Origin of the sequence: Kingella negevensis (assembly GCF_030177895.1) — a bacterium.
GTDB classification, from domain to species: domain Bacteria; phylum Pseudomonadota; class Gammaproteobacteria; order Burkholderiales; family Neisseriaceae; genus Kingella_C; species Kingella_C negevensis.
In genome coordinates this window covers 1,527,895-1,547,305 of sequence record NZ_CP123448.1, presented here as the reverse complement: position 1 = coordinate 1,547,305, position 19,411 = coordinate 1,527,895, and the positions used below count along the sequence as shown (strand labels likewise).

Here is a 19,411-nt window from a genome sequence, read left to right as displayed (position 1 = left end):
AAATATCTTTATGACTAGAAAATCCTACCCAACAGACTTAACAGATGCCCAATGGCAAGCGATTGAGCCATATTTTAACCAGCTACGCCACTACAAATGGGATAAACGTCAATTAGTGAATGCCGTTTTGTACATCACCAAAACAGGTTGCCAATGGCGTATGCTGCCCAATGATTTTCCACCTTATTCAACCGTATGGAGTTTCTATCGCAGAGCCAATCAATCAGGCTTATGGGATAGAATTCTTTTGGCATTGGTTCAAAAAAACGTTTAATCCATCAAAAACAAGCAATGCCAACTTATGCCATTCTTGATTCACAAAGTGTCAAAACAGCTTCTAGCGCACATGATAAAGGTTTTGATGGAGGTAAAAAAATCAAAGGTCGTAAGCGACATATAGCTGTTGATACGTTGGGTAATCTATTGTCTGTTGTGGTTCATGCAGCCAATATTCATGACACAAAAGCAGGTATTTTTGTAGCAAAAAAAGCGTTTGAGACCTATCCGAGTTTAAAAGGTTTCTGTGCGGACGCAGGTTATCGGAATACATTTGAGCGTGAAGTATCAGAGCAATTGGGTTTAACTGTTGAGATTTCAAAGAGAATTCAAGATATTTCTTGGCATATTCTGCCCAAACGTTGGATTGTAGAACGAACGTTTGCATGGTTAGGTTGGTCTCGACGTTTAGCAAAAGATTTTGAGCAGACGAATTTATCTGCTGAAAATTTTGTTAAACTAGGGTATATTTCACAAATATTAAAATTTATCAAATAGTTGTTTGTGAATACGGGTTCTTAATCTTTACTTAACAAAAAGCAGCCTGAAAAGTTTTCAGGCTGCTTTTTATCATCAAGCAATCACATTCACATATTTCAACGCAACAAACTGCTTCTCACTATCCACTTCACTCACCGCCAACTTCAACATAGATTTCGGCGCAATTTCCATGGGAATCCCCGTGCAACGCGCCACCAACGGCAAGCCGTCAATGCGAACCAAATCGTCTTTCAGCAGCATGGCTTTGATTTCATGCACATTTTCTTGTTGCAGCCAAACGAGAGACCAATAGCTTTCCATCGTATCTTGAAACTCACGATACGCCGCATAAGCACTTTCAAAGCTGGCAAGCTCGGCAAACAGTGCAGAATCGTTAGTCGCGAAACGTGGTTCACGGTTTTCCAGCAGCGTTTGCAGTTGCTTCTGATTGACGTAATCGCAGGCGCGGCGCAGGGGCGATGTGAACCAGCCGTAGTGCGCCACGTTCATGCCGATGTGCGGTTCGGATTTGGTACTCATGCGCACGCGTCCGCTCGGTTGTACGCGGAATAAGCCACTTATGTCGTGTTCATCGAGCATTTGCGCCCATGTGGTGTTCGCCAAAATCATCATTTCGCTGACGAGTGTGTCTATCGGCGAACCGCGCTCGCGGCGTGTGATTTTGACTTTGCCGTCTGCGTCAAAATCGATGCCGTAATCGTATTTTTTCGGTGCATCGGCTTCGTAGCGGTCGCGGCGTTTTTGCAGTTCGTGGGACAGGTTCAGCAGGTAAATTAAATCTGCGTGATGTGGGAACTGCGGTGCGTCTGCGCTGCCGATGCCTGTTTCGCTGTTGAAAAATGGCTCGATGTTTTGGATTCGCAGGTTGGTTTCTATCTGCACGAGTTCGATGCGGCTTTCGGGCGCGGACAGTTCGCCTTCTGCGGATACGTTGAAATACACGCTGAACGCGGGTCGGGCTGCGCCTTGGTCTAAACTGAATGTGCTTATCCAGTTTTCAGGCAGCATGGTGATTTTGTTGGCGGGATAGTAAACAGTGCTTTGGCGTTGGAAGATGTTTTTTTCCATGTCGCTGTCGGCTTCTATGGCAAGCGATGGGGCGGCGATGTGGATGCCGATTCGTTTTGCGCCATTGCCTAAATCCTGTACGGATAGTGCGTCATCGACTTCGGTGGTTTCTAAATCGTCAATGGAAAAGGCGCGGACGTTTTCCGCTAGGGGTAGGTTTTCAGGCTGCTTTGGGGCAGCGATGTTGGGGAAACCTGTGCCTTTGGGAAAGTTTTTGTATTCAAAGCGTTGGATTAGGTAATCGGGCAGGGCTTTGATTGCGCCGATGTGTTTGGCGAGTTCGTATGGCGTGAGTTTGAGCGCATCTGCAGCTTTGGTGTAAGCTTTGTAGGTTAGGGATTGTTTGTCGGGCGCGTGCAGGATTTGGGCTAAATCGGTGGCAATTTCGCTCGGTAGGCTGCCTGAAACCATGTTGTCTGCCCATGCTTGAATTTGGGCTTCTTGTCGGGCTTTGCGTTCGATGGCGGCTAAGGCTTGTTTTAGCACGTCTTCGGGCGCGGCTTTGAAGATGCCTTTGTTTTTTTTGTGGAAATACATGGGCGCGGCATATAGGGCGATATAGGTGGCGGCGAGTTGAATTTTGCTGGGTTTGTCGCCGAAGTATTCTGTGGCGGCGTGTTCTGCGCTAAATTCTTCTGTGCCGACGCTTTCCCAAAGCAGCTCGGTGTCGATGTCGGCGGCTTCGGTTTGGGCGTTGGTTAGGAATTCGTCCATGTTGCTGTCAAATTCGATGAACGCGCTGGCGGCTTTGATTTTGACGCGCTTGCCATGTTGGGTGTCGGCTTGGTAGGTGGTGTCGGTTTTTTGGACGATGGCGGCGACTTTCAGGCTGCCTGAATCTTCGTAAAATAGGTTCATGGTTGTTTTTTTTTTGAATGAAAAAGGTGGGGAATTATAGCTGAAAATGGTTTTCAGGCTGCCTGAAAATACATCAAAAGGCAGCCTGAAACTCAAATAATCCATTGATACAACGCGATAACCAACGGCATGGTTAAAATGCAAAGCAAGGTGGTTACGCCATAAATCGCGCTGGCTTTTTGTGCGTTTTGCCCATACACCAACGCCATTTGGGTAACGGTGGCGGCGGCTGGGCTAATGGTCGCTAAAAAGCTAATCAGAACAACGGTGTGGCTAATGGTGTCCTGTTGCGCGAATCCGCTTAATTTCACGACACCGAGCAAAATCAGCGGCACCAGAACCAACCGCAAAAATGCGACAAGGTAAATCCGCGCAGACAGCAAAATGGATTTAAGCGGCAGCGAGCCAATCAGCATGCCTGCAATCAGCATGGCAACAGGTCCAATCATGCTGCCGACTGTGCTGAGTGTGCCGTCCACAATACGTGGTAGTTTGATTTGTAGCGCGAACAACAGAATGCCGAAGAGCATGGAAAGTATATTGATGTTGGTGAGTATGGTTTTCCACGATAATTTGCCGCTGCCGCTGATGAGCAGTCGCAAGTGCGTCCAAAATAAAAAGGTTTGCACGATGATGAAACCGCTGGTGTAAATGACCCATTGTTGCCCGAAAATGGCGGTTACAAGCGGTATGATGAGATTGCCTGAATTGCTGTAAACGGTGGCGGCTTGTTCGAGCGCGTCTAGTTTGAACAGTTTTTTGAAGAGTTTGCCGAGTATGATGAGCAAGATGTGGAACATCACGGCGAGTTTGAGCGATAGCCATAAGCCTTGGGCGATTTCAGGCGTGTAGTCGATTTGGAAAGCGTGAATCATCACGGACGGACTAATGAGATACAGGGCAATGATGGAGAGTGGGTAGCTGTTTTCGGATTGCAGCAGTTTGCATTTGACTAGCGTTGCGCCCATAAGCACGATGAGGGTGAGTTCGGCGATTTTACTGGCGAGTAGGTAGGTGGTTTCCATAGGTTTGCGTTCCAAAAATGGATATGAAAAAACCCTGTTCGGTTTGAACAGGGTTTTAATGTTTGGTGCCCAGGGTCGGACTCGAACCGACACACCTTGCGGCGGGGGATTTTGAGTCCCCTGCGTCTACCAATTTCGCCACCTGGGCAGATGTTGAATTGGAGAATTATAGGGAGTTTCAGGCTGCGTGTAAATGGTTAATTTTGTGTTTATTTGTATCTTTTTGTATTGCAAATAAATTTAATTAAAAAAACGCAGCCTGAAAAACACTTTCAGGCTGCGTTCTAATCATTAGAATTTAGCAACAAATTCAGCATAACCATCAATAAAGCTTTGCAACATCACTTTAACTGGCTCAATCGTTACATCACCTTGTTCGTTGAATACGCCGCCGAACAAGCCGCCAACTGATGCGTTTTGTGAGTAAACAGGCATATTGATGAACGGACCTGAAGCAATCACACGCAACTGGTCTGCCACGCGAACACCTGCTGCCATACCTGCGGCAACGGTTACGATACCCAAAGGTTTGCCCACCCATTTGCTTTGGCCCATTGGGCGTGAAACCACGTCAATCACGTTTTTCAATGAAGCTGACAATGCGCCGTTGTGTTCTGGAGAAACCCACAATACACCATCTGCTGCGGCTACTGCTGCGCGTACGCGTTCATAAGAAGCTGGACTGTTTTCGTCCAAATCGCGGTTATACAATGGCAAGTCGTCGATTTGTACGATGTTCAATTCGATGCTTGCTGGGGCGATTTTTTTCAAGTATTCCACTGCTACGCGACTGAATGATGTGCTGCTTGCGCTACCAATAAATACGGCGATGTTTTTTGCCATTTTGAAGTTTCCTTGTTGATGTGGTTAAAAATTTTTTCAGGCTGCCTGAAAAATAAGGGGCGAATTATACCCCTTTGCAGCCTGAAAACCTTATTTCATTGAGAAAAACACTTTTTCTGCAATGTTAATTGTTTCGTCAATCAATTCTGGGGTGTGCGCGGCAGACATAAACGCAGCTTCATAAGCTGATGGACCAAATGCTACACCGTTGTCTAACATACCGTGGAAGAATTGCTTGAACGCGCCTACATTGCTGGCTGCCATGTCTACGTAAGTGCTTGGGAATGTATCGGCAAAATACAAGCCGAACATGCCGCCAATGCTGTCGGCGCAGAACGTAACGCCCGCGTTTTTCGCGGCTTGGTTGAAGCCATTGATTAACTGTTCGGTGCGCGCGGTTAAGTTTTCATAAAAACCTTCGCGCTGGATAATTTCCAATGTTTTCAAACCTGCGGCTACAGCAACGGGGTTGCCCGACAATGTGCCTGCTTGGTACACGCCACCCAGTGGAGAAATACATTCCATGATTTCTTTTTTGCCGCCAAACGCTGCCAATGGCATACCGCCGCCAATCACTTTGCCCATGGTGGTTAAATCGGGTTTGATGCCGTGAATGGATTGTGCGCCGCCCAACGCCACACGGAAACCTGTCATCACTTCATCGTAAATCAAGACTGTGCCATTTTGTTCGGTGATTTGGCGCAGGGTTTGGATAAAGTCAGTGGTCGGTTTGACTAAATTCATGTTGCCTGCAACGGGTTCTAAAATTACGCAGGCGATTTGGTCGCCAAATTGGGCAAAACATTCTTTCAGGCTGCTTGTGTCGTTGTATGGCAAGACGATGGTGTGTTTGGTGAAATCGGCTGGCACGCCTGCGGAACTTGGGTTACCGAATGTGAGCATGCCGCTGCCTGCTTTCACGAGCAAACTGTCGGAATGCCCGTGGTAGCAGCCTTCAAATTTGATGATTTTGTCGCGATTGGTGTAGCCACGTGCGAGGCGAATGGCGGACATGGTGGCTTCTGTGCCTGATGAGACAAGGCGCAATCGCTCTACGCTGGGCATGATTTTGGCGATTTCTTCGGCGATGATGATTTCGGCTTCAGTCGGTGCGCCGAATGATAAGCCGTCCAAGGCTACCTCGCGCACGGCTTCTAATACTTCAGGGTGTGCGTGTCCGACAATGGCTGGACCCCATGAACCCACGTAGTCAATATAGCGTTGGTCGTTTTCGTCCCAAACGTATGCGCCTTGGGCTTTTTTGATGAAACGGGGTACGCCGCCTACGCTGCCAAATGCGCGAACGGGTGAGTTTACGCCGCCTGGGATAATGTTTTTGGCGCGAGTGAAAAGTTGTTCGTTGCGGTTGGTCATGGGAATATCCTTTGTGTAGAAAAAAGAATATTTTAATGCTTATTTCAGGCTGCCTGAAAATATATTTTGTGCAAACTCTGTTTTCAGGCTGCCTGAAACAGTAAAATAGTATTTATTGTGAAAACTTGAATAAAAAGGAATATCTAGTGGAAGCACAACAAATTTTAGATTTCTGGTTTGATGAATCTGTGAAACCAAATTGGTTTAAACACGACGCTGATTTTGATGATTTAGTGCGCACCAATTTTGAAGACGTGTGGAAAGCAGCAATCGCAGGCGAACTATTTGAATGGCGTGAAACCATGTACGGACGCTTGGCAGAAATTATTGTGCTAGACCAATTCTCACGCAACTTATTTCGCAACTCTGCGCGCGCGTATACTCAAGACGGCATGGCATTGATTTTGGCACAAGAAATTGTGAAAGACGAAGAGTTCAAATTCATGGTGGCGGAATACAAACAATTTGCCATTTTGCCGTTTATGCACAGCGAAAGTTTGAAAGTACACGAACAAGCCACGCGCTTGTTTGCCAAATATACTTCAGCAGGGACTTTGGAATTTGCACTGCGTCATAAAGCTGTTTTGGAACGCTTTGGACGTTATCCGCACCGCAATCAGGCGCTGGGTCGCAAAAACACATCAGAAGAAACAGCGTTTTTAAAAGACAATCCTCGCGGGTTTTAATAATTTTCAGGCTGCGTTAAAGATTTAACGCAGCCTGAAAAAATGTTTACCAGAGAAAAGCAATGTATATCCATCAAATTTATATCAGCGACGAACCCGCAGGGCAACTACCTGCCGCCCTCAATCAAGCCGTTCAAAGCGTGAACCAAAATGTGCAACACACGCAGCATGTAATTTATTTTAAAGAAACGTTACGCGAATGGATTATGCAAAACTATGGTGCAGAAATGCTCAAAGCATTTGATAAACTGGTGCCATACGCGTTTAAAGCAGATTTGGCGCGGTATTTATTGCTATACAAACTGGGTGGCTGGTATTTTGATATTTCCACACGCGTCATCAATCCCGTTAATCGCATTGATGACAACATCGACATGATTGCCTTTATGGATTTGTTTCATCAGCAAGGCATTCCCGTTGCCTATTGCAACGGCATTTTGTATGCCAAAGCAGGCAGCCCCATTTTAGAAAAACTGATTGATTACGTGTGCTACAACATCTCGCACGAAATCCGAGGTCGCACCACATTAGCCGCAACAGGCCCCGTCGCGCTCGGTCATATCTTAGCGCAAGAAGGCGCAAATCACCGCATACTCACAGGCTCATTCATGGATTTAACGCCCACACACCCACGTAAGAATCGCGGTTATGTGTTCCATGATGGCTTTTTGTTTGCCCTGCACAAAGGCGAAAACATGGGTGGTGATTTAAGCGCGTTTGGTGCCAAAGGAACAAATAATTACCTACAACTGTATCAAGAGCGCAAAGAATACGACCCGAATATTCACGTATCGCCAGAATTGTCTTGTAAAAACGCAGCCTGAAAACTACCCATTTATTGCCAATCTAAAACATGAAAACACTACTTGTCCGCCTATCCAGCATGGGCGACTTAATCCACACCCTACCCGCCATTACCGACCTAGCCCAACATCGTCCCGATGTAGAACTACATTGGCTGTGCGAAGCCAGTTTCGCCGACATCGCCCGATTGCACCCCTTTGTGAAACATGTCCACGAAATGCGTTGGCGACAATGGCGCAAACAGATTTTTCAGGCTGCGACTTGGCAAACAATCGGCAGCCTGAAAGCCAATTTATTGGTGCAGCAATACGACAATGTTTTGGACAGCCAAGGCTTGATTAAATCCGCCGCGTTTGCCAAATTCGCCTCCGCGCCCGTGTGGGGTTTGAACAAACAGTCTGCGCGTGAACCGATGGCAGCGATGTTTTACGCACAAAAATTCCCCGTGAGAAAAGGCGAAGACGCGGTGTGGCGCAATCGTCAATTATTCGCGCAAGCGTTTGGTTACGCGGTGGACGGGGTGCCTGATTTTGGCGTGGTTGTGCCTGAAACCGTTTCAGGCAGCCTGAAAGATTTGCCAGCGCGTTATCATGTGGCTTTGCACGCAACCAGTCGCGATAGCAAATTGTGGGCGGTGGAAAATTGGGTTTCGCTGCTCACGCGTTTGCATGAAACGGACGGTTTGCCTGTGTTGCTGCCGTGGGGCAACGAAACGGAACAGCAACGGGCGATTGCGATTTCGGTGCGCTTGCCGTTCGCGCAGGTTTGCCCGAAATTGAATTTGCTTCAGGCGGCGGCGATGTTGGCGAATGCGCGCGCGGTGGTGGGCGTGGATACGGGTTTGTTGCATTTAGCGAATGCGGTTAATCGTCCGTTGGTGGGGATTTATACGGACAGCAACCCTGTGAAAACGGGGGTGCAGACGAGCAATTGGGCAGTGAATTTAGGCGGCGTTGGATTGAGTCCGAGCGTTGATGATGTGTTTGCGGCAGTGCAACGCAGCCTGAAAAATTTTGATGTGCGATAATAAAAAGCAGCCTGAAAACTTTTCAGGCTGCTTTTTTATGTGGTTCAGCTTAATTCAAAAATCTCACGAACCAATTTTTTGTAAAACGCGAATGCGTCCAACGACCCTTGCAAAACGGTATCCCAATCTTCACGCGGCACGTTGAGCTGGTTCATTTGTTCGGCAAAACCGCGCCAGTGTTTGCCGCGACCTTCGGAATGAGCGGCTAAGTGGCGCGCGCCGTGTTCGCTAGTAAAACCGAGATTGTTTTGCGCGTCTTTATACAAAAACGCTGCGCCAACGTTTGAGCCTTCTGCGCAGTATAACCAGCCCAATGTTGCCAAGCCTTCAGGCTGTGGAATGGCGAGCGATACGGTTTTTTCTTGCGCGTTTAAGTCTTGCAAATCTTGGCAAACGGCATCGTAACGGGCTAATTCGGCGAGGTTGGGGATTTTTTGGTTGAGGGTTGGGTCTTTGTAAATTTTGTCTACAATGCGATGAAAAATGGCTTGTAGTTGCAAAAATTTGATGTAGTTTTCTTTGGAGTCAAAGGGTTTGACGGACATCACGAGTTCGTCCACGCTGTCGTGCGTGGCGCGGCTGTTTTCTTTTAGAAAGACGTTGAATATTTCGTTCATTGGATTCTCCTGTTATGTTCCTAAGTAAATAAAATTTTCAGGCTGCCATTTACGTAGGCTGGGTTATAACCCAGCAAAATGATGAACTATCTTGCTGGGTCGCGACCCAGCCTACTTCATCGCAGCCTGAAAGTTTAAAAGCGATATTCTGCGGAAACGGCAAAATTGCGAGACGGTGCATAGTAGCGTTGCAAACCGTAGCCATCTTTGTCCACGCTGTTGGTGGTGCTGTTGGCGTTGATACCGCGCAATGCGTCCCAAGTGTGGTATTGACGGTTGAATAGGTTATACACACCAGCGCGCAGGGTTAGGTGTTTGCTTGGCTTGTAGTAACCAAACACGTCAAACACGAATGCGGATTTATTGAGGTGTTTATACGTGGTCGTTTCTTTGTATTTCTCAATATTCATACACACGTCTTCGCCATACCACGGGTCAAATTCGTATCGGGTGCAACGTTGGGCGATTTCGGTGGTTTTCGCATCACGCGCTTTTTTTGCGCCCAGATATGTTAAACGTGAGAACACGCCCCAGCGTCCGTCTGGTTGTTCGTAATCCAAGCCAATCACGGATTTGAGTGGCTGAATGGATAACAAACTGCTTTCGCTAGACATCTTGCCGCGGCTGTATCCCAGCGAGCTAAACAGTTTCCAGCCTTCGCCCATTTTCAGGCTGCCTGAAAACTCTAAACCGCTGATTCTGGCTTTATCAATATTGCCCATTTGCATCATCGGCGTTTGATATTTGCGACCATAAGACTCGGTTTCAATCAAGTTTTCTTGTTCAAACAGGAAGTTGCGATAACGGGTGTGATACAAACTCAAATCCAATCGCCCTTTTTGCCCTTCTCCGTGCAAATTCAGGCTGTGGCTGACGCTTCGTTCGGCTTTTAAATCAGGATTGGATTTCCACGTCCCGTATGGGTTTTCAAAGGTGAAGAACAATTCTGATGCGGTTGGGACGCGGTGTCCTGTGCTGATGCCGTAACCCAAACGCCAATTTGGGGTAAATTGCCAATTCGCGTTAGCAAAACCGTTCCACAGGCTGAATGACGCGTTGCGCGGTTTGCCTTCTGCTTTACAAGATTTGCTGCATTCCGCGTTCAATTCTTGTGGCGAAACTTTTTCGTGGTCGTATCGAATGCCGATTTCGCCAGACCATTGGTCGTTCCAACGAATGCTGTCTTTCAAGGCAACGCCAAATTGCGTGGTTTTCATGGGATACTGAATGGTGTACGGCGGCAATGCAGTTTCATACGATGCGCCAATGCCGATCACATCTTTGTTGATGTTTTCAAAATCACGTTGCGCGGCAAAGACTTTCAGGCTGCCTGAATGTTCGCCCCACGCTTGGAACGGTGTGAAATCTAAACGCATAGTGAAACGTTTGTAACGCGTTTGCAAGCGTCTGTCTTTGGTTTCGTTTAACTCTTTGGCTTTGGTGCGCCAGTTGCGCGTCCCTGCCCAGTTAAACGCGTTCAAATCGGCGCGCATATAATCCAAATCAGTTCGCCACGAAGCGAGCCATGCAGATTGTTCGGGCGCGTATTCGTAAAACGTGTTCACGTTCAAACGTTTGTATTTGTCTTCCGCTTCACGCCACGCGCTGCCGTAAGAAGTGTATGAACGTTCATCAACAGTGTTTGTGCCATTCTGCCCTGTTACAGACACGCCAACTTTGTGTTCTGGCGTGAAACGATAGCCGATTTTGGCTAAATAACTGTGAAAACGATGTTGCGATGGGTCGGGGTGTTGGCTTTTGTTTTGCGCGTAAAATTCGCCGTGTCCGTTGCTGTCCATTTGGTGTCCATAGCGTTGGGAATACAGCGCAATCGCGTCTAACTTATCGCCCACGTATGCCGCACCAACGGTGTTCGCCCATTCGCGATTCTTGCTGGCGTAACCTGAACGCAGCAAGCCGCCCACGCGGTTGTTTGGCAAAACCAAATCACGCGCGGACAGGGTTTGGTAGTTCACCACGCCGCCTAATGCGCCACTGCCTGCGTCAAACGAAGCCGAACCTTTGGTGAGGTCGATGTTTTTCACCAGTTCTGGGTCTACCGATAAACGGGCGGTGTTGAAGTTGCCGTAGCGTGAATACAGTGTGTTTTCTTCGCTATCGGGCAAAGACACGCCGTCCACGCTCACACCGACGCGGTTGTCTTCCACACCACGAATCGCGAAACCTTTTAAGTGGCGACCGTTATCGCTGATGCCAACATCAGGGGTGTAACGAACAAGGTCGCGCGTGTCGTGAATTAGCTCGTTTTGGATAAGGGTTTGCGATTTGCGCTGGGTGTTGAGTTTGTGCGACGCGCTTGCTTGAACGTGGAGTTCGCCTAAATTCTGCTCTGCTTCTGCAAAAGCGAATGGTGCGAACGCAGCCTGAATCAGTAGCGTTAAAGGCAATAATTTGATGGCTCTCTTCATAGACTTAATTCCGTTGTTTAATAAATGCAAATCATTTTCATAAAAAAGAAACATATTGTAAAGTTTTGTCTAGCGTCATACAAGAATAATGCAGCCTGAAAAATAATAATTTGCTGAAATTTTTAATAAAATGCTCTAGTTTTTACCTCCAAAAACGAAGTACAAATTTTTTTCCTTTTGATTAAATATTTGAAATTTATTGTAAATAAATTATAGATTTATGTTGTAATTTTATAACACTTTTTAACAAACTCTTTTCAGGCAGCCTGAAATGTCCGAATTCAACCTAGAAATTTTCCTAAAATCGCTCCCCAATTCATCAGGCGTGTACCGCATGATTGCCGCAGACGACAGCGTGTTATACGTTGGCAAAGCAGTTAATTTGAAACGCCGTGTGTCCAGCTATTTTCAAAAATCTGACCATTCGCCGCGCATTCAGTTGATGATTAAACAAATTGCACGGGTGGAAATCACGCTCACACGCAGCGAAGCCGAAGCCTTGATTTTGGAAAACAATCTGATTAAATCTTTGTCGCCAAAATACAATATTTTGTTCCGCGATGATAAATCGTATCCGTATTTGATGATTAGTGGACACGAATTTCCCAAACTCGCCTATTTTCGCGGCACGCCGAAAAAGCCTAATCAATATTTCGGCCCCTATCCCAACGGCTACGCGGTGCGCGACAGCATTGAGATTTTGCAGAAAGTGTTTCAGCTTCGGACATGCGAAGACAGCGTATTTTCACATCGCGACCGTCCGTGTTTGCTCGCGCAGATTAAGCGGTGTTCCGCGCCGTGCGTGGGTTCGGTATCGCGTGATGATTACGCGGAACAGGTGCGAAATGCGGCGGCGTTTTTAAATGGCAAAACGGCGGATTTGTTGAAAGATTTGGAAAAGCAAATGTTTCAGGCTGCCGATGATTTGGATTTTGAAACGGCGGCGAAATTGCGCGACCAAATTCAGGCGTTGAGCGTGATTCAGAGCAAGCAATTTATTGACAGTCAAAGCGTGGGCAATCAGGCGGATATTGATATTGTGGCGTTGGCGCAGGCAAATGGTGGCGTGTGTTTGCATTGGGTCAGCATTCGCGGTGGGCGGCACGTTGGCGATAAATCTTTTTTCCCCGACACGCGCCACGACCCGAATCCAAACGGTCAGGATTATGCGGAAGCCTTTGTCGCGCAACATTATTTGGGCAAAATGAAGCCTGATGTGTTGATTTGTAATTTCAGGCTGCCTGAAAGTTTGCAGGCTGCTTTGAATAGTGAACACAGTCGCGCCATTCAATTCCCAAAAGCGGAAAAAGGCGAGCGTAAAGTATGGCTAAATAGGGCGATTCAAAACGCAGAACACGCGCTGTCGCAACATCAATTACAAAATGTGAATCAACAAGCACGAGTAGCAGCGTTGGCGGAAATCGTGGGACTGCCTGAAAGCGATTTGCAGCGTTTGGAATGTTTTGACATCAGCCACACGCAGGGCGAAGCGACGATGGCGAGTTGTGTGGTTTACGATGATTTTGCCATGCAGCCGAGCCAGTATCGCCGTTACAACATCACGAGCGTAACGAATGATGATTACGCGGCGATGCGTGAAGTGCTGACGCGGCGTTACGGCAAGATGAAGGAAGCGCAGGCGAATGGCGAAACGGTGCGTTTTCCTGACGCGGTGTTGATTGACGGCGGCATGGGGCAAATTGGTGTGGCGGTGGCGGTATGGGAAGAGTTGGGTTTGACGATTCCGTTGGTTGGCATTGCGAAAGGGGTGGAACGCAAAGCAGGTTTGGAAGAATTGATTTTGCCATTTTCAGGCGAACGTTTCAGGCTGCCGCCCAATTCGCCAGCCTTGCATTTGTTGCAGACGGTGCGCGATGAAAGCCATCGTTTTGCGATTACGGGCATGCGTGCGAAACGCGATAAGGCGCGAGTAACTTCATCGCTGAACGATATTGACGGCGTGGGCGCGAAACGGAAAGCGGCTTTACTCATGCGGTTTGGCGGATTGCGTGGCGTGCAGGCGGCGAGTGTGGACGATTTGGCGCAGACGGAGGGGATTAGTCGGGCGTTGGCGGAGAAGATTTATGGGTATTTTCATGGGTAACATATAAAAAAGCAGCCTGAAATTTGGTTTTCAGGCTGCTTTTTGTTGCCGATATTATTGCTTCTTGCGAGTAATAAATGCGACAGCTAATGTTCCGATACAGCTCACTGCAATCGCTATTCCTAATTTTTCATGCCCTTTACTGGCTGCCCATACACCGCCCACAATCCCACTTACACAAACAAATCCTGCTAATAAAATACCCAGTATTCTTTCAATAAAAATACGATTATTTATTCGAGCAGTTTCGGCTCTACGAAATTCAGATTCTGCTTGCGTTTGGTTAAGCACAAAATCAACAATATCTGGGCGAAATTCATGTAACTTTTGTAAAGAATTTACATCAAGAATCGGGGAGTCTGTCTGGCTATGAGAAAGATGAACTTCGCTGCCAGCCTTATCTTTCGCACGGAGCTGAGTATTTTTGCTGGCCATGATAAATTTGCTCATTCAAAGTGCGGACAGTGTTATCAACATCTTGTTGCAAAGCCTGTCTATCTTGCATAAAACCGTTATCTAAATCGAGATATGGACGTGGATTCCCTAGCACGTCGCCGACCACAACCATACCTTTTTTTAATATGGTTAGTAGATGTTCCATGTTAGAACCTTTCCTGTGTATTTATTTGTATATCAATATACTATCTGATTAACCACAATGCTGCAATCATTGAATCAATCTATCTTCAGGCAGCCTGAAAACAAAAACGGCATCTACTGTTTGTAGATGCCGTTTGTTTTATGACTGATTAGAAGATTTCGCGCCAAGACAAGCGTTTCAATACACTATTTGTAGGAGTTAGAGGGTTCATTTTAGAGAAGATTGAACCTTCAGAACCTGCAAGTAAGTTCAGGTTTAGTTTTTGCAACGTTTTAATAGTGTTGTTACGCAAAGCAACGTTACCTGATACGGTTTCCATTGCAAAGTTGCCATCCTTACTATCAAAAGTGCCGTCATTATTGGTATCGAATACAGGGTCTGCTTTCCAAGTATCGCCAGTACGCAAGTTCACAGCAATCACGCTTGATGAACCCGTTTGTTTACATACGTTTTCATCAGTAGCATTTTCACCTGTATCTGGTGTAACTGCTTGGAATTGCGCGACTTTGTGTTGAACAATCGATGCTTTATCCACACTCAGCATATTAGACAATAATTTCAAACGCCAGCCAGTATTGCTTCTGGGGTCAAACGTTTGATTTGCATCCTCTGCTACCACTTCATAATAAGTCGTATTAGCAGCAGCGCCTGTTTTCTTCGTAGTTAATTCAAATTTTCGGTTGAATAAGCCACTTGTGCTCAGCGCTGCATCACCAGTCACCACAGAAGTATTTTCTGGTTCAATTAAACCATAAGCATAGTTCTGCAATTGGTTTGTTTTTGTTGGCAAGTCATTGTTGCCGAAGAAACGACCTGTTGCAAAAGTAACGTAAGTTTTGCCGCTACTGGTTTCTACTGCTGGGGCACCTGTAATCGGTGCTTCTGCTTTAAACAATGGTACATTAGTGCCGTTACTTTGATAAGCAGATTTAAACTTACCTGTCTCCTTGTCTTTCACCAACTTCCACAATTTGCCTTCAAAGTCGCCTACATAAATCGTATCGACAGAATTGTCGTTGTCGGTGTCTACGGCAGTCAATTCACCTACACCAGCTTTGCCCAAAGGAATTTTGTAGTAGTCATTACCCTCAACCCAATCTGATGATGAATTGCGTGGTTTAGTAATGTTGTTTAATACAAAAATGTAACCTTTGTCCTCACCATTGTCTGTGCGATAACCGCTACCCACAATCGCAATAGCCTCACCACTTTTTGAATTGTGCGACAAGATTGGTGATTGAACAGTTAAGCCCATATCTTGATGCGTAAACTCCCACAACACGTTCTTTTCGTTGGGGTTGTCGTTCAAGTTGGTAACATCTAACGCATACACGCCATTACCGCCGCGACCTGTTGAACCCACCAAAATAGAATGAGCTACTTTGCTGGTATCACACAATTCAGCCGTAACAGGAGTGCCGTCGTTCATCCAACGTTGGTAAGTGCTACCAATGTATTGTTTGGTTGCATAAGCATTCAATTTAGGCAATACAACAGATGGCAAGTAAGCCATATGTTCGTGACCGTTTTTATTGAAGATGTGCAACATACCATCATTAGCAGCAACTGCGTAGAAATTAGGACGATTACGCACTTTATCCTTATCTTGATATTCGCACATGCCCCCCAAAGGAGAAATAACATTAGCAGTTTTCGGACGAATAGTAGCCGAGCCAGAGTTAATCACTGTACCCATCAAGTAGTTGTTGCGTACACGCAAACCATTACTTGATTCTTTGCTTGGATCACCCAAAACGTAACCAATCAGGTCTGCTGTATTAATTTGCTCATCGGTTGCTACATTTTCTTTCAATTTGCTTTCAAATGTGCTCACATGGTCAGTATCAAATTTAGCTACTGTACTACCGTTGCTTGCATAAACGTTACGGTTTCGCCAAGCGTTAGCTTTGTGGAAATCGCTATTCAACAAAGCACCTGCATCCCAACATTCTGTAGGTGAACAGTTTTTATCATAACCACCCGCTTTCAGGCTGTCTCTGGTTAATTTACGTGCCAAAATACTACCGCTGAAAGTTGGGCTAGATTCGGTAAAGGTAGATTGAATAACAAATAAACCTTTGTTCAAGTCAATCGCAGAAGTGGTATCAACGTCGGTACTAACATTGGTTTGCGATGGAACTTGGCCGCCTACCGTACTATTCAACGCATTTTTCAACGCTGTAATCATGTTTTCAGGTGAGTTTGCCACTGCATAGTTGCGTGGTACGCCGTCAAATGCGGAAATACTGCTTTGGTTTGGTGCATCATCAGTCCATTGACTACGCTCATCAGGCATACTGGTTTTAGTAGTATTACCAGTAAAACCACCATATTTTGCTGCTAAATAATAAGCATTTTTATAAATAGGACCACCCTTGTAATCATTCTCTTCCAAAACGTCTACAAAGAAGCTACTTACAGTTTGTCTACCATTCAACTTGGCTTGCAAGTCATTCACATGACCCCAATAAGCCAAACCCGCCATACCTGAACGCGAACGCTGAGAACCAGTATTGTCAAAAGACGATGCAAATAGATGATGTTGATTTTGGTGTTGAATAATGGTTTCTAATACAGTATCCAGCTTAATATCGCTATCACTTACATCTCTATGACTTGGGTCGGTTATATTATTATAAGCCTGCGTAGCCCCATAATTTTCACTGAAACCAGGCAAATCATTATCTCGGTGTGTATTCGTATCACCAATAAACAAGATTTGATTTGGACGGCATGCATTTTCACGCAATATATTAGGGTTAGTTATTAAAGGGTTATCCCAATTTGTAATTGCAGGGAAATTATCTTTTTCTTCTTTCGTTAAATTCGCAATACTGGTTTGACGCTCAAAGCTAGAATTTATAAACGATTGGTATTCACTAGGGAAACCCTTGTGACGTAAATAACGTTGAGCCACATAATACAACTCTGCAGCAGGGTCATATTGTTTATAACGCGAAGCATCACCAAATTTATTCAGGTAGTTAATCACACCGGAATTTGATACCTTAGAAGCTTCTGCATCTTGTTTATCAGGGTTAATGATAAACTGCCCTGTAGCGCTATCAATCTCTGCTCCTGTTGCCACCAAGCTGGTAGTTGAGCCAAACTCGCCCGAATAAGTTGTTTTACCAGCATTGCTACCCGCTATGTATTTCATACGCGCACGCAAAAGACCGCCGTTCAAGGTGTTATTCGGTACGTTACCATAACCAAAGGCTGAGAAACGCATTTGGTCTTCTTTTTCCTGCATCAAACCTGTTGGTTTATAAGAAGTAGCATTTTTATTGGGCAAGCCTGTTGCTAATTTTGGATAACCTGTACAGTTATTTTCTAAGTTGCCTGTTGCGCACACTTTTACCACGGCATGCAATGGCATGACATGGTTTTTTAATGTGGTGTAATAGGTTTGGTTAGGTTCATTACTTTCTTTATAACCGAAGCATTTGTATACACTACCGTAATTGACCCAACCTTGAGAATTAACTGGGGGATCATAGGTAAAATATTTGCGATAATCTGCCTGCTGCATAATTGTTTTGTCGCCTACCGTACCATTTTTATAGCAAGTGAAAGGAACACTGTTCGGACGCCAAAAAGATTTTCTATGATCATAGTCATAAATCCATTTACGAGTAGTCATTGGTGCGCTATAAGTCAATGGACGACGAAAATCGACAGTGAAACCATTATTTGCGATGAAAATAGTTGGCATATCAGCATCAACAACTTTTGATTCATAACGTTTTCTTGCACTATTACCGTCAACAAGATCAAACTCATAGAATTTGCTGACATCTGTGCCTGCAAAATCAGAAGGCAAAATGCGCTTCATCAAGTCTTTTGGCAACGTTACTCTACGTCCTTCAAAAGCATATCTATTCTGGTTCGCCACCAAATTCGCACGACGCAAGAAAGTTTCACCTACTTTGTCGCCTGCGGTATAGGCTTCGCTGGTTTGCAATAATGTCGCTGCACGGTTACCGCCTGTTAATGCTTGGCGGAAAATATCAATTGCCGACATGGTTGCCCAGTTCATGAAGTTACCACTGTATTCGTTAGAACCTGAACACAAACCAATCCCTTCTGCTGTATCCTTTGCGTTGCTAGATACTTCGAAATATTCGTGTCGTGCCTTGTCGCTTGCGTCGTATTGAATATTATTCACCGCATCAGGATTGGCGAAGAAATTGCTGAAGTTCTCTCGTTCGGTGTTATTCAAAGCTCTACCGTTGTATTTTGCACGGCGAAACGCTTCCACGCCTGTTTGGTCTGAACCTGTAGTACGATAAACGTAACATTTGGTATTATCAAAATAACCCAAATAGCGTTTTTTCAGGGAATCCTTTGTAAATTCAGCACCCTTCTTAGCATTATACGCTGGGCCTGCTGTTGGATATTCCACAGACAGCGCCAACACAACGTTAGGGTCGTATTGAATGGCGGAACCTGCTAACGCACCTGTGGCAAAGTTGGTTGTGGTTTCCGCCTGACCCGAACTCAGCGCCAGCAATGGCAAAGCCAGCATCACGGCTTGGCTTACTTGGCGCAGTTTTGGAGTAGGTTTGGGGGGGATTTTCTTTTTCATAAAATTCTCACTTATTTACTTGACTCACTTAAATTTGCTTGATTCTAAAATCAATTTATACGTCTCACTATTTTACTCTATAAAACAAAAATTTCCAGTTTGTCAATGAATTATTACTTATCTTTGCAGCCTGAAAATGTTTCAGATTAGTTGCAATATCTTGCTACGTCTTCCAGATAACGTGGCAGAATTTCCTCTTTATTACGTGCGGTTTCTGCTGTTTTGGCATTAATTTGCGCACGTTGGCAGTTTTCGGCTTTTAAGGCTGCTTCTTGTTTCGCGCTTTCTTCTTCTGCTTTTTTGTTTGCTGCAGCAATTTCAGCATTTAATGCCGCTTGACGGTCTGCCAAGCTCATCGGCTGGTCATTGCCATTATTCAACGGAATAGATGCGCCTGTGCGTACGCTTCTCAAAGTACACTTACCTGTATTCAAACCCACTGGCTTATCTGAAAAATAGCCGTTGCCGCAATCGTAATACGCGCCTGTGCCTGCTAATGCGACAGAAGTGGGAATGGCGAAGGCTGCAATAGTCAAAATAGTAGAAAGTTTCATAATGATATTCCTTAATAAAAATAAAGTATTTAAAGGTTTTTTTACAATGACTGATT

General features: G+C 45.6%; 16 protein-coding genes and 1 tRNA gene. 6 read left to right on the top strand and 11 right to left on the bottom strand.

Annotated features, from left to right (window positions below; genetic code table 11):
• Positions 1 to 10 precede the first annotated feature (10 nt).
• On the top strand, positions 11 to 274 hold the full coding sequence (locus QEO93_RS08475) for a transposase (RefSeq protein WP_003792189.1): 264 nt from the start codon (positions 11 to 13) through the stop codon (positions 272 to 274).
• Positions 275 to 291: 17 nt separating this feature from the next.
• The gene (locus QEO93_RS08470) at positions 292 to 774 is read left to right on the top strand and encodes an IS5 family transposase (protein WP_085815393.1); all 483 of its coding nucleotides are present in this window, start codon (positions 292 to 294) and stop codon (positions 772 to 774) included.
• A gap of 75 nt (positions 775 to 849) precedes the next feature.
• On the opposite strand, the gene QEO93_RS08465 is transcribed toward QEO93_RS08470, so the two are convergent.
• The 5 genes from QEO93_RS08465 to hemL form a co-directional block, all read right to left on the bottom strand.
• Positions 850 to 2,703, bottom strand: a complete 1,854-nt coding sequence (locus QEO93_RS08465; RefSeq protein WP_032136414.1) for a ribonuclease catalytic domain-containing protein — start codon at positions 2,701 to 2,703, stop codon at positions 850 to 852.
• Between the two features lie 92 nt (positions 2,704 to 2,795).
• Positions 2,796 to 3,728: an AEC family transporter gene (locus QEO93_RS08460; RefSeq protein WP_032136413.1), complete on the bottom strand. Its 933-nt coding sequence runs from the start codon at positions 3,726 to 3,728 to the stop codon at positions 2,796 to 2,798.
• Positions 3,729 to 3,791: 63 nt separating this feature from the next.
• Positions 3,792 to 3,876: transfer RNA gene (locus tag QEO93_RS08455), tRNA-Leu, on the bottom strand.
• Between the two features lie 143 nt (positions 3,877 to 4,019).
• Complete coding sequence (locus QEO93_RS08450; RefSeq protein WP_032136405.1) at positions 4,020 to 4,571, bottom strand: NADPH-dependent FMN reductase; 552 nt, start codon at positions 4,569 to 4,571, stop codon at positions 4,020 to 4,022.
• A 90-nt stretch (positions 4,572 to 4,661) separates the two neighbouring features.
• A complete protein-coding gene (gene hemL, locus QEO93_RS08445) occupies positions 4,662 to 5,945 on the bottom strand; it encodes a glutamate-1-semialdehyde 2,1-aminomutase (RefSeq protein WP_032136404.1) in 1,284 nt (427 codons plus the stop codon).
• Positions 5,946 to 6,091: 146 nt separating this feature from the next.
• On the opposite strand from hemL, the gene QEO93_RS08440 reads away from it, so the two are divergent.
• From QEO93_RS08440 to waaC, 3 genes are all read left to right on the top strand, one after another.
• Entirely contained in the window at positions 6,092 to 6,631 is a 540-nt protein-coding gene (locus QEO93_RS08440; RefSeq protein WP_032136412.1) for a DUF924 family protein, read from the top strand.
• 62 nt (positions 6,632 to 6,693) lie between these two features.
• Complete coding sequence (locus QEO93_RS08435; RefSeq protein WP_032136403.1) at positions 6,694 to 7,455, top strand: glycosyltransferase family 32 protein; 762 nt, start codon at positions 6,694 to 6,696, stop codon at positions 7,453 to 7,455.
• A gap of 29 nt (positions 7,456 to 7,484) precedes the next feature.
• Complete coding sequence (waaC, locus tag QEO93_RS08430; protein ID WP_032136402.1) at positions 7,485 to 8,462, top strand: lipopolysaccharide heptosyltransferase I; 978 nt, start codon at positions 7,485 to 7,487, stop codon at positions 8,460 to 8,462.
• A 44-nt stretch (positions 8,463 to 8,506) separates the two neighbouring features.
• Here the strand turns inward: waaC and QEO93_RS08425 are convergent, their stop codons facing one another.
• A complete protein-coding gene (locus QEO93_RS08425) occupies positions 8,507 to 9,079 on the bottom strand; it encodes a biliverdin-producing heme oxygenase (protein ID WP_032136401.1) in 573 nt (190 codons plus the stop codon).
• Between the two features lie 134 nt (positions 9,080 to 9,213).
• Positions 9,214 to 11,508 carry a TonB-dependent hemoglobin/transferrin/lactoferrin family receptor gene (locus QEO93_RS08420; protein ID WP_032136411.1) on the bottom strand — a complete coding sequence of 765 codons (2,295 nt, stop codon included), beginning with the start codon at positions 11,506 to 11,508 and terminating at the stop codon, positions 9,214 to 9,216.
• A gap of 271 nt (positions 11,509 to 11,779) precedes the next feature.
• Here QEO93_RS08420 and uvrC point away from each other — a divergent pair, with 271 nt between their 5' ends.
• Positions 11,780 to 13,612: an excinuclease ABC subunit UvrC gene (gene uvrC / locus QEO93_RS08415; protein ID WP_032136400.1), complete on the top strand. Its 1,833-nt coding sequence runs from the start codon at positions 11,780 to 11,782 to the stop codon at positions 13,610 to 13,612.
• A gap of 54 nt (positions 13,613 to 13,666) precedes the next feature.
• On the opposite strand, the gene QEO93_RS08410 is transcribed toward uvrC, so the two are convergent.
• The 4 genes from QEO93_RS08410 to QEO93_RS08395 form a co-directional block, all read right to left on the bottom strand.
• Complete coding sequence (locus tag QEO93_RS08410; RefSeq protein WP_245832149.1) at positions 13,667 to 14,062, bottom strand: hypothetical protein; 396 nt, start codon at positions 14,060 to 14,062, stop codon at positions 13,667 to 13,669.
• Complete coding sequence (locus QEO93_RS08405; RefSeq protein ID WP_143445705.1) at positions 14,010 to 14,213, bottom strand: hypothetical protein; 204 nt, start codon at positions 14,211 to 14,213, stop codon at positions 14,010 to 14,012. Before QEO93_RS08405 ends, QEO93_RS08410 begins: the two co-directional genes overlap by 53 nt.
• 148 nt (positions 14,214 to 14,361) lie before the next feature.
• Positions 14,362 to 18,801, bottom strand: a complete 4,440-nt coding sequence (locus QEO93_RS08400; RefSeq protein ID WP_085815392.1) for a pilus assembly protein — start codon at positions 18,799 to 18,801, stop codon at positions 14,362 to 14,364.
• 146 nt (positions 18,802 to 18,947) lie between these two features.
• Positions 18,948 to 19,355 carry a hypothetical protein gene (locus QEO93_RS08395; protein WP_052368624.1) on the bottom strand — a complete coding sequence of 136 codons (408 nt, stop codon included), beginning with the start codon at positions 19,353 to 19,355 and terminating at the stop codon, positions 18,948 to 18,950.
• Positions 19,356 to 19,411 lie beyond the last annotated feature (56 nt).

What these genes read in the sequence shown, in the direction of transcription:
- QEO93_RS08475 (WP_003792189.1), top strand. Translation starts at nt 11, where the DNA reads ATGACTAGAAAATCCTACCCAACAGACTTAACAGATGCCCAATGGCAA.
- QEO93_RS08470 (WP_085815393.1), top strand. Translation starts at nt 292, where the DNA reads ATGCCAACTTATGCCATTCTTGATTCACAAAGTGTCAAAACAGCTTCT.
- QEO93_RS08465 (WP_032136414.1), bottom strand. Translation starts at nt 2,703, where the DNA reads ATGAACCTATTTTACGAAGATTCAGGCAGCCTGAAAGTCGCCGCCATC.
- QEO93_RS08460 (WP_032136413.1), bottom strand. Translation starts at nt 3,728, where the DNA reads ATGGAAACCACCTACCTACTCGCCAGTAAAATCGCCGAACTCACCCTC.
- QEO93_RS08450 (WP_032136405.1), bottom strand. Translation starts at nt 4,571, where the DNA reads ATGGCAAAAAACATCGCCGTATTTATTGGTAGCGCAAGCAGCACATCA.
- hemL (WP_032136404.1), bottom strand. Translation starts at nt 5,945, where the DNA reads ATGACCAACCGCAACGAACAACTTTTCACTCGCGCCAAAAACATTATC.
- QEO93_RS08435 (WP_032136403.1), top strand. Translation starts at nt 6,694, where the DNA reads ATGTATATCCATCAAATTTATATCAGCGACGAACCCGCAGGGCAACTA.
- waaC (WP_032136402.1), top strand. Translation starts at nt 7,485, where the DNA reads ATGAAAACACTACTTGTCCGCCTATCCAGCATGGGCGACTTAATCCAC.
- QEO93_RS08425 (WP_032136401.1), bottom strand. Translation starts at nt 9,079, where the DNA reads ATGAACGAAATATTCAACGTCTTTCTAAAAGAAAACAGCCGCGCCACG.
- QEO93_RS08420 (WP_032136411.1), bottom strand. Translation starts at nt 11,508, where the DNA reads ATGAAGAGAGCCATCAAATTATTGCCTTTAACGCTACTGATTCAGGCT.
- uvrC (WP_032136400.1), top strand. Translation starts at nt 11,780, where the DNA reads ATGTCCGAATTCAACCTAGAAATTTTCCTAAAATCGCTCCCCAATTCA.
- QEO93_RS08410 (WP_245832149.1), bottom strand. Translation starts at nt 14,062, where the DNA reads ATGAGCAAATTTATCATGGCCAGCAAAAATACTCAGCTCCGTGCGAAA.
- QEO93_RS08405 (WP_143445705.1), bottom strand. Translation starts at nt 14,213, where the DNA reads ATGGAACATCTACTAACCATATTAAAAAAAGGTATGGTTGTGGTCGGC.
- QEO93_RS08400 (WP_085815392.1), bottom strand. Translation starts at nt 18,801, where the DNA reads ATGAAAAAGAAAATCCCCCCCAAACCTACTCCAAAACTGCGCCAAGTA.
- QEO93_RS08395 (WP_052368624.1), bottom strand. Translation starts at nt 19,355, where the DNA reads ATGAAACTTTCTACTATTTTGACTATTGCAGCCTTCGCCATTCCCACT.